The organism is Bowmanella dokdonensis, from assembly GCF_017254865.1.
Taxonomy (GTDB): domain Bacteria; phylum Pseudomonadota; class Gammaproteobacteria; order Enterobacterales; family Alteromonadaceae; genus Bowmanella; species Bowmanella dokdonensis.
The window spans coordinates 89,702-105,755 of record NZ_JAFKCV010000010.1 but is presented as its reverse complement, the minus strand read 5'-3'; the positions used below and the strand labels follow the sequence as shown (position 1 = coordinate 105,755).

Annotated in this window: 10 protein-coding genes; 4 read left to right on the top strand and 6 right to left on the bottom strand. The window is 51.1% G+C overall.

Annotated features, from left to right (window positions below; genetic code table 11):
• Positions 1 to 123 precede the first annotated feature (123 nt).
• Positions 124 to 1,425, top strand: a complete 1,302-nt coding sequence (locus tag J0A66_RS16130) for an HlyC/CorC family transporter (protein ID WP_206574877.1) — start codon at positions 124 to 126, stop codon at positions 1,423 to 1,425.
• Here the strand turns inward: J0A66_RS16130 and J0A66_RS16125 are convergent.
• Positions 1,422 to 1,613: a hypothetical protein gene (locus tag J0A66_RS16125; RefSeq protein WP_206574876.1), complete on the bottom strand. Its 192-nt coding sequence runs from the start codon at positions 1,611 to 1,613 to the stop codon at positions 1,422 to 1,424. The genes J0A66_RS16130 and J0A66_RS16125 overlap by 4 nt on opposite strands.
• 55 nt (positions 1,614 to 1,668) lie before the next feature.
• Complete coding sequence (gene sixA / locus J0A66_RS16120) at positions 1,669 to 2,133, bottom strand: phosphohistidine phosphatase SixA (RefSeq protein ID WP_206574875.1); 465 nt, start codon at positions 2,131 to 2,133, stop codon at positions 1,669 to 1,671.
• A 122-nt stretch (positions 2,134 to 2,255) separates the two neighbouring features.
• On the opposite strand from sixA, the gene J0A66_RS16115 reads away from it, so the two are divergent.
• The 3 genes from J0A66_RS16115 to J0A66_RS16105 all read left to right on the top strand — a co-directional run bounded on the left by J0A66_RS16115 (position 2,256) and on the right by J0A66_RS16105 (position 10,171).
• Positions 2,256 to 5,021 carry an insulinase family protein gene (locus J0A66_RS16115; protein WP_206574874.1) on the top strand — a complete coding sequence of 922 codons (2,766 nt, stop codon included), beginning with the start codon at positions 2,256 to 2,258 and terminating at the stop codon, positions 5,019 to 5,021.
• Positions 5,022 to 5,255: 234 nt separating this feature from the next.
• Positions 5,256 to 9,743, top strand: coding sequence for an EAL domain-containing protein (locus tag J0A66_RS23955; RefSeq protein WP_206574920.1), 4,488 nt, complete (start codon positions 5,256 to 5,258; stop codon positions 9,741 to 9,743).
• Between the two features lie 287 nt (positions 9,744 to 10,030).
• Positions 10,031 to 10,171 carry a hypothetical protein gene (locus J0A66_RS16105; protein WP_206574873.1) on the top strand — a complete coding sequence of 47 codons (141 nt, stop codon included), beginning with the start codon at positions 10,031 to 10,033 and terminating at the stop codon, positions 10,169 to 10,171.
• Between the two features lie 128 nt (positions 10,172 to 10,299).
• Here J0A66_RS16105 and J0A66_RS16100 read toward each other — a convergent pair whose 3' ends face one another.
• From J0A66_RS16100 to J0A66_RS16085, 4 genes are all read right to left on the bottom strand, one after another.
• Positions 10,300 to 10,497: a hypothetical protein gene (locus tag J0A66_RS16100; protein WP_206574872.1), complete on the bottom strand. Its 198-nt coding sequence runs from the start codon at positions 10,495 to 10,497 to the stop codon at positions 10,300 to 10,302.
• A gap of 213 nt (positions 10,498 to 10,710) precedes the next feature.
• Complete coding sequence (fadJ, locus tag J0A66_RS16095; RefSeq protein WP_206574871.1) at positions 10,711 to 12,834, bottom strand: fatty acid oxidation complex subunit alpha FadJ; 2,124 nt, start codon at positions 12,832 to 12,834, stop codon at positions 10,711 to 10,713.
• A 10-nt stretch (positions 12,835 to 12,844) separates the two neighbouring features.
• Positions 12,845 to 14,170: an acetyl-CoA C-acyltransferase FadI gene (gene fadI, locus J0A66_RS16090; protein WP_206574870.1), complete on the bottom strand. Its 1,326-nt coding sequence runs from the start codon at positions 14,168 to 14,170 to the stop codon at positions 12,845 to 12,847.
• Positions 14,171 to 14,303: 133 nt separating this feature from the next.
• Positions 14,304 to 15,917, bottom strand: coding sequence for a GMC family oxidoreductase (locus tag J0A66_RS16085; protein WP_206574869.1), 1,614 nt, complete (start codon positions 15,915 to 15,917; stop codon positions 14,304 to 14,306).
• Between the last annotated feature and the right edge of the window lie 137 nt (positions 15,918 to 16,054).

The following is a 16,054-nucleotide window of genomic DNA, read 5'->3' as shown; positions in this document are numbered from 1 at the left end:
CAGACTTACTCTTCTGAGCTCAGTGGCGTCGAACAATAAAAGCGCACATTCTGGCAACCGGATTAATAAGCGTCATAGCCGATCAACCAGGTCCGACGCCGTTATCAATACAGGAACCCATTTTTGGACGACATATCAACCGGCACTTTATTTATACTGCTTGCCATCTTGATTCTGTTTTCAGCTTATTTCTCCAGCTCCGAAACGGGTATGATGACCATCAACCGTTATCGCCTCAAGCATTTAGTCAAAGAGGATCATGGTGGAGCGAAGCGGGTTCACAAGCTCCTGCTGCGTCCTGACAGATTGATTGGACTGATACTGATTGGCAACAACCTGGTCAATATCGCCGCGTCGGCCATTGCCACCATTATCGGCATGCGCTTGTTTGGTGACGTAGGTATTGCCATCGCCACCTTTGCCCTGACCCTGGTAATCCTGGTGTTTGCCGAGGTCACGCCCAAGACGCTGGCTGCCCTGTATCCGGAGAAGATCTCTTTCCCGAGCTCCTTTATCCTGCTGCCAATGCTGAAAATACTCTATCCGTTGGTCTATATCGTCAATGGGTTTACCAATCTGATTCTTGCCCTGTTCCGTATCAGCCCTAAAAGTGGCGATGAAGACAGCCTGAGCCGGGAAGAGCTCCGGACAGTGGTTCACGAAGCCGGGGCTATGATTCCCAAGCAGCACCAGGACATGCTGGTAGGTATTCTGGATCTTGAAAAGGTTACTGCAGAGGACATCATGATCCCGCGCAGCGAAATTGTCGCCATCGATATCAATGACGACTGGAAATCCATCCAGAAGCAGTTGGTTCATTCACAGCACACCCGTGTATTGCTGTATCGGGACAGTATCGACGACGCGGTGGGCTTTGTGCATGTGCGTGATGCGTTGAAGCTGCTGGCCAAGGATCAATTTTCCAAAGCCAATCTGTTAAGGGCCGTCAGAGAGATTTATTTCACACCCGAGACCACTCCACTGCACACCCTGCTGTATAAGTTCCAGTCCGCCAAGGAGCGTATCGGTCTGGTGGTGGATGAATACGGTGATATTCAGGGTCTGGTCACGCTGGAAGATATTCTTGAAGAAATAGTAGGAGATTTTACCACCACCATACTGCCCACTCACAGCAAGGAAGTGAATCTGGAAGCGGACGGCAGTGTGCTGGTAGACGGCAGCGCCAACATCCGGGACCTGAATAAGGAAATGGACTGGAATTTTCCCACCGAGGGACCCAAGACGGTTAATGGCCTGATTCTGGAGCATTTCGAAGAAATTCCGCCCGCCAATGTGGCCTGCAGACTGGCTGGTTATCCCATCGAAATAGTCGAGATGACGGATAATATGGTCAAGACAGTGCGCGTCATGCCTATGCTGTACAAAGAACCGGAGCACAGCCGCAGTGAATCGGCTGGCAACTAACGAGGCTCATTCTTAGCCTGCTCGACACGACGTTGACGAATATTGGCCTTCAGCTTTTCAACACTGTCGTTGAGCTTATGCAGACGCTCCATGATCACTTTCAACTCGTCGTCATAGACGAGATCAGACTGGGCCACATGGTTTTCCAGAATCTGCTGCAAATAAGCGGGTAAACTTTTACTGGACATCTCTCCCTCCTTCCGACTTGTTATCGGAGGCGGGAGAAAAAGCTGAAGCAAATTCTCAGGGGATATACTGCTTGATCAGCGAAGCTTTATTGGTTGAGGGATCATAATCCAGATGCGCCACCCCTGCCGTGGCAAACAGCAATGAGTACAAGTGATCGCACAGCTCATCCACCAGACTGCTGACAAAAGGCATATGGCTGATGATCAGAAGCGATTGAACGTCGCTGCGGCTTGAGAGCAGCGCCCCCAGATAATGATGAAACTGCTCCGGCTCCCCATAGGGCGTCACATCGTCGGTTTCCATCACTTCGGCGGCGGGCAGGCGGCTGCAGACTGAATCCAGGGTCTGCAAGGCTCTGTTGTATGGGCTGACTATCACCAGATCGACCTTCTCCAGCAGCCCGCTCAGCCACTGCCCTGTCGTATCGGCCTCCTCCCTGCCGTGTTCTGTCAAATTACGGCGGGCGTCCTGAACGAAACAGGACTCTGCTTCCCCGTGACGCATAATAAAAATCTGCATTAGCGTTGGTATTCCTGATACAAGGCAAACCCCGGTCACAGATGATCGGACCTGGCTGAGTTGCAATTTGGGACATTATCCTATTTGATACGAGTTAAACAACCAAACGGGTATAACAGCAAGTGATCATCAGTGCATATGATAGATGCCGTTACCGGCGCCTGATACTGGACAATGGTCTCAGATTGCTGCTTGCCAATGACCCAGACAGCAGAAAGTCTGCTGCGTCCGTCACCATTGCCATGGGACACTTTCAGGATCCCGACGATTGCCAGGGCCTGGCCCACCTCCTTGAGCATCTGCTGTTTCTGGGTAACGAAGAGAACCCGTCACCCAATCATCTGGCTGACACCCTCGCCTCAAACGGCGGACATGTTAACGCCTGGACAGGCACAGAACAATCCAGTTTCTACTTTGATGTACTCAGTAATGCTTTTGAACCTGCGTTGGCCCAGTTTTCTGCCATGCTCAGCCAGCCACTTTTTCTGCCCGCTACAATAGAAAAAGAAATCCAGGCCATTGACGCAGAGTTCAAACTCAAGCAACAGGATGATTTGCGCCGCCTCTATCAGGTGCATAAAGAAACCTGCAACCCGACCCATCCTTTCAGCAAGTTTTCAGTGGGCAACGCAGAAATTTTCGGCCGCTTCAATGGTGTTGAGCTGCAAGAGAAGTTACGGGCAATGCATGCAGAGCATTACCGGGCTGAAAACATGACAATCTGTCTGGTTTCAGATCTGTCCCTGGATGATATGGAAGGATTGGCCCGGCGCTATCTTTCAGGCCTGTCCGCGAAAAAGCAGGCTGTCGCAGAGCCACTGCCTCCCCTGTATCTTCCTGAACAGTTGGGCGTAATACTGAACATAGTGCCGTTGAAGACTGCCAGGCGCATGATCGTCAGCTTTGCCCTGCCGGACGTCTATCCCTACTACAGGAGCAAGCCGCTTAATCTGATCAGTCACCTGATTGGCGATGAGGGGCCCGGCAGCCTGCTGAGCAGACTGAAGGGACTGGGCTGGGCCACCAGCCTCAGTGCCGGCGGCGGCATTCAGGGCAGTAATTTCAAAGACTTCAATATCAATCTGCAGCTAACCGAACTGGGGGCAGAGCATTGGCAGGCTATTCTTGGACTCATGTTCAGTTACTTGCAACTCATCCGCCAGCAGGGCGTCTCAGCATGGCGATTTGAAGAGCGGCGCAAGTTTGGCCAGATGGCCTTCGATTTTCACGACAAACCCAAACCCGTCGACCTGGCTTCGCACCTGTCGGTACAAATGCAGCATTTTGCAGATGACTGGGTCCTGTGTGGGGACTATCTGATGGATCATTTCGAACCTGAATTGATTCATCGGATGCTGGACAGGATGACAGCGCAAAATATGCGCCTTAAGCTGATTCTGCCAGAACTGCAGACAGATCGCCTGGCCGCATGGTATGCCACGCCCTATAAAATCTTCCCCTTACCTGCAAAGCTATTGCAGGGGCTGGAGAATACCGGTCTGGACCCTCATCTGAGTCTGCCCAGTGCGAACGACTATTTAAGTGTGCGCACCACGCCGGTTGAGGTGGAAAAGGATTACCTGACCCCGGTCAAGCTTAAGGACGAAGAGGGTTTCAGTTTCTGGTTTGCCCAGGACAACGAATTCAAACAGCCAAAAGGCGAACTTTACCTGTCTTTCGATTCTGCTGCCGTCCTGCACGGAGAAGCCGTCAGTGCCTACAAACGCATCTGGACCACTATGGTGCAGGAACGGTTGAGCCAGGATTACTATCAAGCCATGATTGCCGGTCTGCACTTTCACTTCTATGCACACCAAGGGGGCTTCTCGCTGCACACCAGTGGCTTTACAGACAGGCAATTTGACCTGGCAGAGGCCATGCTTGAGCAGATTCTGTCATTCCGGTTCAGCGAGCAGGAGTTTGAACAGGCGCGGCTCAGGCAATGGCAGGCAATGCAGAACAGTCTTCTGAACAAACCTGTCAACCGGCTATTCACCCGATTGTCCGTTTTGCTGCAGCCACTTAGCTTTTCGCCCGTCTCGCTGCTGCCTATCTTGGAGCAGGCAAGTAGCCAGGGTATGAAGGAAAAGCAGCGCGAAATACTTGGGGCCCTGCATTTGGAGTCGTTCGCCTATGGCGACTGGCCATCCAGACAGGCAAGAGATTTCAGTAACAGGATCGCCGGAAAAATCCTGCATAAGGTCACCCCGACAAAAAGCATCGCACGCAATGTTATCGCCCTGGAAGAGGGCCGCGAATATCTGGCTGAGGTGCCCTGCCAGGCAGGCGATCATGCTGTGCTGCAGTATTTCCAGACACCCACTGCCGATGTGCACGACATTGCACTGACAATACTGACAGAACAATTGCTGGCCGCTCCCTTCTTCAATCAATTACGAACTGAAAAACAACTCGGCTATCTGGTGGGCAGCGGCTACATGCCTTATAACCAGCACCCGGGGATGGGCTTTTATATCCAGTCGCCGAATCACACGCCGGAGGCTCTGGTCAGTGAAATCGAGCATTTTCTACAACAGGCTGACCTGCGCGTGCAAACCATGCCGGAGGAAGAGTTGAACGCCATCAAAGCTGGAGTGGCCAAGCAACTGGACAGTAAGGACAACAGCCTGTCAATGCGCAGCCAACGTTTATGGCTGGCCATTGGCAATAAGGACTGGCACTTTGATCAACAACATAGACTCAGCGAGCAGATACTTACCCTGAGTCGCGAGGAAATCCTGACGTTTTGCCGGCGTCTGTATTCTGGCCAGAAGTTTGGTTCTCTTCTTTTATACAGTCGCCAGTCCGGCCAGCAAAAACTGGCCCATTCCGGCACGATGATCGAAGATTTGCCGCAATTTAAGGCAACAGCCCGCCAAATCAGATAAAAGCCGCCATTTCTGCACTACTCCCTTTGACTTGCCTGCCTACATATTTTAACTTACGGAAGCGTTACCGATTACCAACAGCAGGATAGCTGTGGCTTGCAGCCATAATTGTTAAACCGCGAAGAGGGATTTTTGCTTAGCAGGCACTCGGCAACCCAAATCAGCCGAAAATTACAATTACTATAAAGCAGCCAAGCTGCATAAAGGTGTCTTTTGCGTTTCAGCCCGGTCATTATGACTTTTTTCTGGATTTTTGCCTGCCTGGCTGTTGTCGGGGCGCAGTCAGCTTCTGCCGTCACCAACACCTCCGAACTTCAATTTGAAAACTATTCCCTTGAAGATGGTCTGAGTCAGAGCACAGTACTGGATATTGCTGAAGACGCGCACGGTTTCATTTGGGTGGCGACAGCAGACGGGTTAAACCGCTTCGATGGCTATGAATTCCGTCAGTATCATCATGATCCTCAGAATCCAAGGAGCATTCCTGATCCTTTTGTTCGACAGTTATTTATTGATCGAAACAATCAGTTGTGGGTGGGAACAAATAATGGGTTGGCAAAATATGATGCCATTTCTGACAGCTTTGTTGTTTACACAAGCAAGAATACCAATCTTACAGGTCATGTAATATGGTCAATCAATGAAGTCGGAAATGATTTGCTTGTCGCTGATGAAAACAACATTTACAAGTTGGATAATAAAAATCAGGAAGTTGATTTTGTTAAATGGACTGATTTAGAAACACTGCCAGAAACTACGGAGATAGTCTCTTTTGGCGATATGATTGTGATTGGAACATATGGTCATGGAATTCAAATCTATGACCAGAGAAAGAAGGAAATATATAAGTTATCCGCTACAAACCCATGGTCAATTGAGATTTTTGCCGGTTATCTTTATCAAGCGGATGTAATTGATGACAAGTTATGGCTCGCCACGGAACAAGGTGTATATGTTGTCGATTCCAGTTTCAATTTAGTAGAGAAATTGGATACCACGTCCAAACCAAAGCTTATAAGCAATATTGTCAGAACAATAGTCCAAGATAATGATGGTCAAGTTTGGTTAGGAACTACAGAAGGAGTATCTATTTATGCCCCCTCATCTAACGAAGTGTTTAGTATAAGCAAAGAAAATGACGTATTAGTTTCGCTCAAGAGCCTCTATACTTTTAAAGTCTTTAAGGATAGTAAGGGATCAATATGGCTAGGAAGTTTTACGGACGGTCTTCACAGATATAACAAGAAAACATTGTACATAAAACACTACATTTCGATTCCTCACAGTGAAATATCTATATCTGACAACAAAGTTTGGGCATTCGCAGAAAATAGCGATGGGTTGGTATGGATTGCCACTCAGAGTGGCGGGTTGAACCTATTTGATCCCTACTCAGGAGTTGTTAAACGCTATATTCCAAAGTTCCCCCATTCTGTTTGGGACATTGCCATAGACATCAACGGAAAGCTATGGATAGCCAGTTCTGATGGCATCTTCGTGTTCACACATGATAATAAAAAGGAAACTCTAATTCCTGAAGCTCACCTCCTTGGTGGCTCTGTAATCGAGAGTCTGGTTTCACATCAAAATAAGGTTTGGATTGTATCAAACACGGGCTCTCTCAGTTGGTTAAGTACCGACGAGCTCACATTTCACAACGTGAAAGTTGCTGATTCAAGAATGCAGAGCGTTAGCCCAAAGCTAGTTGATACCAACAATAACTTATGGCTCATATCAAACCTAGGAGTATCTCTCTATAACCTTGACTCAAAAGAATTTAACCACCTTGTTTTCAATGGTTTGCAGAGGAATATAACTCTTAGTTCAACGAACTCTGTCTTGGAGACTGCCGATTATTTCTGGTTGTCCACGTTGGATAATGGCATCTTCAAGGTTTCAAAGACAGACTACAGCGTGGTTCAACATATTGATGAGAATGCTGGCTTGTCTAATGACGTGGTCCTAACCATGGTGCTTACAGGTGGTTCTCTTTGGGTAGCGACACTTAACCAGGGTATAGACCAGATAGATCCTGTATCTGGCAAGATAGTACGGTACATAACCAAGGAAATGCTTGAGTTTAATGAATTAAACGAGGGGGCAGGACTTGTTGCCTCTACGGGTAATATGTTGTTTGGAGGCACCAAAGGATTTCACATCTTTAATCCAGATCGATTACCCCTACTTGACAACAGGGTACCTCCAGACAGAGCTCCGTTAATTACTGGACTTAGCATATTCAACCAACGGGTTGAACTAGGCCACGTTGATAGTCCATTACAGTCACCTGTTCACTTATCCTCAAGTATTAGCCTGGCAAATGACGCATCGCCATTTTCCCTCGAATTTGCCCTTGTTAACCCAAAAGATTCAAGTTGGGTGAGCTACCGCTATCAACTATCGGGCCTGTCTGAAAAGTGGTTGGTAGCTGAGCGAAGTATTCGTCAGGCAACATTTACCAATTTGGGCTTTGGCAATTATACCTTCCGGGTTCAGGCCAGAGAACTGGATGGTCCCTGGTCTCCGGCCACCGAATTGAAGATCCATGTAAAGGCCCCTGCCTGGTTGCACCGCTATGCGTTGATCGCTTATGCCTTCGTCGCTTTTCTGTTGCTCAGTTATTGGTACCGTCAATATCAGGTCCGTAAAACTACCCTCCATCGGGTCAGGGACAGCGAAGAACGCTTGAAACTGACGCTGTGGAGCAGTGGCGATGAGCTATGGGACTGGGACATTAAAAAGGGAGAAATATTCCGCTCCAATATATGGGGCTCGATGGACTTCCCCCAGGACAACCAACGGGTATTTACCCAGCTTGAACCCAATATACACCATGCCGATCTGGAACGTACCCGCGAAGCCTTGAGCCAGCATTTGCAAGGGGAAACCGAGTTCTATGAAACCACCTACCGGGTCAGGGATTTTCGTGACAACTGGATCTGGATTCTGGACAGGGGCAAAGTGGTTTCCTGGGACAGTCAGCAGAAACCCCTGCGGATGACGGGAACGCTGAAAAACATCAGCCACCTGAAACAGGCCGAAGAACAACTTAAGCTGTTTAAACGTTCCATAGAAACCATCTCCGATGGGGTGTTTATTACCGACACCAGTTTCCGGATTATTTCCGTCAACCAGGCCTATTGCAATCAGACCGGCGACACCCGGGAACAGGCCCTGGCCAGCTATCTGACCTTCCATCAGTATCCCCCGGCTTTTACCGAGGAAGTTCGCAAAACCCTCAGCCAGAAAGGCAACTGGAGCGGTGAAGTGGAATCGGTCAGGCACAATGGTGAACGTTATGAGATCGATCTGAATATCGACGCTATCCACGATGAAAATGACGCCGTCAGTCACTATGTGGGGGTCTTTTCCGATATCACCTCCCGCAAACGCACGGAGAAAGAGTTACTGCAGTTGGCCAATACGGATACCCTCACCGGCCTGCCCAATCGCTCCTTCTTCCAGGCCAGTCATCAGAACCTGGTGCGCAAAGGGACAGCCCACGCCCTGCTGTGCATGGATATGGATAACTTCAAGAAGATCAATGACTCCATGGGCCATCAGACCGGCGATATGCTGATTAAGCAGATTGCCGCCAGATTGCAGAAGCTGACAGGCACCAGTGCAACCTCCTATCGGCTGGGCGGAGACGAATTCAGTATCCTTATCGAGAGCACCACCGATATCCACCGCATTACCCACCTGGCTCAGCGTATTCTGGATGAAATGGCCCGTTCCTTCGTTATCAACCGTCAGGAATTCGTACTGGGCGCCAGTGTTGGCATTGCCTTCTATCCTGAAGATGGCGCCAGTCCACAGGAACTGCTGAAAAATGCCGATACGGCCATGTACTTTGCCAAGAACGCCGGTGGCAACAAGTATCAGTTCTTCAGCGGCGAGATGAACCAGAATGCCGTCCGCCAGTTGCAGATTGAGAATCTGATAAGGCATGGCATTAAGGAAGACCTGTTCAGCGTGTTTTACCAGCCCAAGGTGGATATCGCCTCAGGCCAATTGGTCAGCATGGAGGCCCTGGTGCGTTTCGAGCATCCGGAAAAAGGCATTGTCAGCCCTGATCAGTTTATTCCTTTGGCTGAGGAAACCGGACAGATCATCGAAATCGGGGAAATTGTGCTGCGTAAAGCCTGCGAGGATACCCAACGCTGGGTCAAGCAGGGACTGTTTACCGGCCGGGTGGCCATCAATATCTCTGCCCGGCAATTTGAACTTCCGGACCTGGATCAACGGATTGAGCAGGTATTGCGGCAGACAGGATTGTCTCCCCTGCATCTTGAGTGTGAGATAACCGAAGGCACCCTGATGCAAAGACCTGAGCAGTCTCTGGCATTGATGCAGCGTCTGCGGGAAATGGGTATTCATTTGGCCTTGGATGATTTTGGTACAGGGTATTCGTCCCTGGCTTACTTGAAACGCTTCCCTCTGAATACCCTGAAGATTGACAAGGCCTTTATCGACGATATTGCCACCAGCTCTGTGGACAGGCATATGACCAGTGCCATCATCACCATTGCCCACAATCTGGGATTGAAAGTGGTGGCTGAAGGGGTCGAGGAAGAGCAACAGCTGAGCATACTGCGCCGCTACGAGTGTGAAATGCTGCAGGGTTACCTGTACAGCAAACCCCTGAATGCAGAGCGTTTTACCAAGCTATTGCAGGAAAACCGCCGACTGACCCGACTGATCAAGCAAAATAACCTCTGACCATCTTTTCCTGGAAAAGGCGGCGTGAACTTGCCGCTTTGACCCTATCCGCCTCCATTACTTGCCACTTTTCACTAGAAAAGCAAATAACGTCAAATACTTGTCAATCCTGGGCTGGCAGGGTGTGCGGCCCGGGATCGATTTTTGACGCCGCCTGGCAGATGATTATTGGTTTAGATAACTTTATATATAAATCAATAAGTTATAGAAGTGGCACGGCATTCGCTATTGCTAGGGGGAACAGTCATCTGACTGGATTCACACTTAACCCACTAGGAGAAAACGACATGTTGAAAGCTTATGCAATGGCTCTTGTACTGACTACCGCCGCTCCAGTTGCTGATAAGGCTGCCGATGGCGCCAAGGCTCCAGCCAAGGCTAATGCACCCGTTACTCAAATCTGGAAACCAGGTTCAGTTCGCATCTAAGCATAAGAAGTTGTTCAGCAGTCGCTGACTGTAGGATAACGTCACCACCAAAGCAGTTGTTGGTGGAAAGTGGAATTAAAAAAAGAGAGCGGGGCTCTCTTTTTCTTTTTTCAGAAGCAGCTAACGCTTCAGGCATTCAGATAGACGGAGCCGAATCCTCTCGCTTTTCTCAATGCCATATGCTGCTTGATATTGAACAGAGGCAATAATAAGGGACCCATCAACAAACCGGCGAGGCCCCAGCGCTTGGCCGACAAACCGGTCCTGAAGGCTTCCACATAATAGAAAATGCCGCTTAGCAGGCAAAGTATCAAGGCAGTGAACATCAGTCCTCCAACTTCTTTCTAAACTGTTTCAGGAAATGCGGACAGCCTGTCCAGATTGGCGGCAGATTATACTGATTGGTTATAATAAAGCCAGTTTTTATTTGTTAAAGTTATGTTAACCGAAGGGCCACTCTACTTCGAATCGGCGGAGTTAAAACCCTACACAAAAAAGCCGGCATACGCCGGCTCCCTGTAAAACAAACAGTCAGAGGATCAGGAGTAAAAGGTTTTATCCTGCTCCACCATCTCCTTCAACACCTTGGCTGGGGCAAACTTATCGCCATAGAGCCCCTGATAATGTTCCAGCCTGGCTACCACATGTTTGATACCCAGACTGTCCATATAACGGAATGGTCCGCCCAGGAAAGGCGGGAAGCCGATTCCGAAGATGGCACCAATGTCGCCGTCTCTGGGGCTGCGAATGACCTCTTCGGCCAGACACATGGCAGCCTCGTTCAGCATCAGCAACAGACAGCGCTCGGCAATCTGATCATGGCTGAACTTCTGCGCCGGACTGATGCCAAGCAGCGAATAAACAGAGTCATCCACGTCCTTGCCGGGCTTTCTGCCAGAGTACAGATACAGGCCTTTCTTGTTCTTTTTGCCTTTGCGGTCATCGGCCAGCAGTTTTTCGAACGCTTCCGGCGCCCTGAAGCGCTCGCCCAGTTCCTTCTCAAGAATGGGGGAAATCTTGGCGCCAATATCGATTCCCACTTCATCGAGCAGTTTCATTGGTCCCACCGGGAAGCCAAAGTTCAACAGGGCTTTATCTATCTGTTCAATCGGCTCACCTGCGAGCAGAATACAGGCCGCTTCATTCATATAGGGGGCCAGGATCCGATTCACGTAGAAACCCGCTCCATCCTTCACCACTATGGGCGTCTTGCCTTGCCGGCGGGCAAAATCCACCGTGGTGGAAATGGTTTCATCGGAGGTTCCGGTATGGGCAATGACCTCGGCAAGGGGCATTTTATCCACTGGTGAAAAGTAATGCAGGCCAATCACCTGCTCAGGACGCTCAGCCTTGGCGGCAATCTGATTGATGGGTATGGAAGAGGTATTAGTCGCAAAGATGGTGCTTTGCCTGGCATGCTGCTCAATATCCGCCACCATTTGTTGCTTCAGACTGAGATCTTCAAATACCGCCTCAATGACCAAGTCCACATCGGCAAATCCCGAATAATCGGTGGTACCCGTCAGCAAAGAGAGTTGCTTCTGCATTTCTGACTTACGCATAAAACGGCGTTTGACCTTCTTAATCAGCAGGTCATAGCTGTACTTCATCGCATGGGCGATTCCCTCACTGCGAATATCCTTGATGCGCACCGGCAACCCCGCTTTGCTCGCAGTAACATAAGCAATGCCTCCCCCCATCAGGCCACCGCCAAGTACCGCGGTCTTGGCAATCTTGGCCGGTTTGACTCCGGCCACCCCGGTTTCCTTCTTCATTTCTGTGGTGGCAAAGAAGATATTACGCAACTGGCGGGATTCCGGCGTCATCACCAACTGGCCGAAGTACCTGGCTTCTGTTTGATAACCATTGGAGCTGCCAACACCCGCTTCAATGCAGTCGATAATTCGCTCCGGAGCCGGATAATTACCCCGGGTCCTGGCGCTGGTTTGCTTGCGGGCCTGGCTGAACAAAAAGTTACGACCAAAAGGTGTGCGCTCCAACGCCTTGTTAACCAGGCTCAATTTAGGGCCTTCCCGTTTCGGTTTGCGCTTCGCGGCATATTCGAGGGCGACTGCCATCAGGATGGAATGTGGCACGGCATCGTCCACCAGGCCGTCCCGCAGTGCCTGTTTGGGTCTAAGCTGCTTCCCGGTCAGCATCATGGTCATGGCTTTCTGGATGCCGATCAACCTGGGAAGTCTTTGCGTGCCACCGCTGCCAGGCAACAATCCCAATTGTACTTCAGGCAGGCCCAGGACAGTCTTGTCATCCAGGCTGCAAACCCGGTAATGGCAGCACAGGGCCAGCTCCAGTCCGCCCCCGAGTGCGGGTCCGTGGATGGCCGCAACCACCGGAATCTTCATATCTTCAATACGCTGGAACATCTGCTGGCCGGACCGGGACAAGGCCTCGGCATCCTGGGCTGACTCACAGCCAGCCAGCATACTGATATCAGCGCCTGCCACAAAGGAGGAAGGCTTGCCGCTGGCAATCACCAGGCCTTTGATACTGTTATCCTTTTCGATTTCATCCAGTTGTTCGGCAATCTGTTCGGCAAACTCTGCCTTGAGGGTATTCATGCTCTCGCCGGGTACATCCATGATCAGGACGGCAATACCATCATCACGGCGCTCAAGGGAAAATGCGCTGGTCACTTCTGTCATATTGCTCTCCTTACTCGGTTTCCAGGATCATGGCGGCACCCAGGCCACCTGCGGCACAGGCGGTCACCAGGCCGGTGCCACCACCACGGCGGTTCAGCTCATTCAGCATCTGGGTAATCATGCGGGTGCCGGTGGCAGCAAAGGGGTGACCGTAGGCGATGGAACTGCCCATCACATTGAATTTATCCATGTCTATCTCGCCGGTAGCCTTGTCACGGCCCAATTTCTCCTTCGCGAATTTGTCAGAAGCGAACATCTTGATATTGGCCAGGGTCTGGGCGGCAAAGGCTTCGTGCATTTCAATCAGGGTCAGATCGCCCAGTGCCATGCCGGCACGGTCCAATGCAATGGGGGTGGCATAGGAAGGGCCCATCAGCATATCTTCCCAGACATCAATGGCGGCAAAGGCATAGCTTTTAATAAAGCCCAGCGGCTTATAACCCAAGGCTCTGGCCTGACTTTCAGTCATCATCAGCACGGCGGAGGCCCCATCCGTCAGTGGGGTGGCATTGGCTGCGGTGACGGTACCGTGCTTACGATCAAACACCGGCCTGAGCTTGGCATAGCTTTCCAGATTGGAGTCGAAACGGATGTTATTGTCCTGTTCCAAGGCCCCCTTGAAAGGTTCGGCATAGGCAGTCATCACTTCAGCGGCCAATTTGCCCTCTTTCCAACTGCTGGCCGCATTACTGTGTGAACGATGGGCCAGGGCATCCTGTTCCGCACGGCTGATCTGATGGGTTTTAGCCATCTGTTCCGCCGTATCGCCCATGGACAGTCCTGTGGAATACTCGGCCACGGCAGGCGGTACCGGCAGTAAGTCTTTAGGACGCAGGTGTTTAAGAACATTCCACTTCTGGCCCAGTGTTTTGGTCTTCTGCAGATCCACCAGTGCCCTGGCCAGTTTTTTGGAGACGCCAATTGGAGAGACTGAGGTGGAATCGGCACCACCTGCCACCCCGATTTCAATGTTGCCGCACATCATGGCTTCGGCAATGTTTACGGTGGCCTGGAAACTGGTGGCACAGGCGCGCGAAACGCTGTAGGCGTCCGTGTGCACATTCATGCCCGTACCCAGTACTATTTCCCGGGCAATATTTGGCGCCTCAGGCATCTGCACGACCTGCCCGTACACCAACTGGTCAATCCACTTGGGATCCACGTTGTTTCGGATCAGCAATTCGTTGACCACCATCTTGCCCAAATCGACCGCTGGCACCCCATGAAAATAGGTGGCCATTTTGGCGAATGGCGTACGCAGGCCGGCCACAATAGCGATCCTGTCCCCTTTATGGGTCGTCACTTTGTGTTCGGTGAAGTTCTTGATACCTGGCATTCTGTTTCCTTCTAGTGGTCTGACCTGTCTGGGCGGATTGTACAAGCTGATGGATAAAATTCAAATTCTAGTCGAGGCGTCATTATCCGCCATGCCCGGTCTGTAGTCTTTTGTGTCTGATTTTTATGAGAATTCAACTGTCAGCCAGAATCATGTCTGCGGCTTTCTCGGCGATCATGATCACAGGCGCGTTGGTATTGCCGCCAATGAGAGTCGGCATCACAGAGGCATCCACTACTCGCAACCCCTCCACCCCCCTGACCCTGAGGCTGGCATCTACTACGGCCATGCTGTCCTGTGGTGTTCCCATCCTGCAGGTGCCGACCGGGTGATAGATGGTTTCTGACTTGGCCCGGATAAAATCCAGCAAGTCTTCGTCAGACCGGATCTCATTGCCTGGCAGCAATTCCCGGCTCTGGTAAGCACTGAAAGCCGGCGCAGCGAGAATCTCTCTGGCCAACTTAACCCCGTCCAGCATCACCTGTCTGTCGTAGGCATTATCCAGATAATTGGGATCGATAAGAGGCGCAGCGGTGGGATCTGCCGAGGCCAACCGTATCTGGCCGCGACTTTTCGGATACAGGCAGCAAACATGCAGCCCATAGCCATAGCCGTGCACCAGGGTACGACCGTGATCCTGCAAAATAGCGGGAATAAAATGAAATTGCAGATCCGGCAGGTCGTCGGCCAGGGAGCTGCGGGCAAAGCCCCCAGTCTCGGCAATATTGCTCGATACCATGCCACTGCGGTTGCGCAGATATTGCCAGGCACCTTTCAGATAATCGGGAATGGCGCCAAACGCCACCCCGTAGCCGGCCGCCTTGCGACTTTGGCACTGCACGATAGCGTCCAGGTGATCCTGAAGATTCTGACCCACACCGGGCAAGTCGGCCAACACGGGCAGTCCTACCTCCTGTAAATGACCGGCTGGCCCGATACCAGATAACATCAGCAATTGCGGCGTATTGATGGCTCCGGCGCAAAGCAGCACTTCTTTTTTTGCATACAGGCTTTGCTTACCCTGCTTGGTGAGCAGTTCCACCCCCACTGCCCGCTGACCGTCAAACAGCACCCGCGTGACATGGCCGGCAGTTCTTAAGGTAAGATTGGCCCGGCCACGGGCTTCGCTCAGGTAGGCCCTGGCAGCGGAGCAGCGCTGACCTTCTTTCTGGGTGACCTGATAGGCTCCCACCCCTTCCCTGTCATCCAGATTAAAGTCCGCCAGCTTTTTCAGGCCTGACTGCTGCCCCGCCTCGACAAAAGCCTCAGACAAAGGATTGAGGTAACGAAGCTGGCTGACGGACAGCGGGCCGCCAACCCCATGCCAGTCATCTGCACCCTGCTGCTGATCTTCAGCCTTCTTGAAATAAGGCAGTACTGAATCCCAGTCCCAGCCCGTGGCGCCCAATGTCTCCCAGTGGTCATAATCCTGCCTTGCACCACGGATATAGCACATGGCGTTAATGGAACTGGAGCCCCCCAGCGTCTTGCCACGAGGCCAATAAAGCTGTCGATGGTGCAAATGCTTCTGTGGCTCAGTCTGATAGCCCCAGTTGATACTCCTGAAGCGACTTAGCAGCGCCAGTCCCATGGGAATATGGATAAGGGGGTTGCTGTCCCGACTGCCGGCTTCTATCAGGCAAACTGAATGGATGGCGCTTTCCGACAACCGGGCAGCCAGGGCAGAACCGGCCGAGCCTGCGCCGATGACCAGATAGTCAAATTGTGGTTGCTGATGTGCTGTCATTGCCCTCTAAAACCCTGCCCAGTTGGTACCGCCACAACAGATCGTACCAGTCAGTCTACCAGAGAAAAACGAGGATTCAGAGCCTTAATCCAGCCCAAAAAGTCGGATCAGGCTAAATTTATATTATCAGCAGAGAA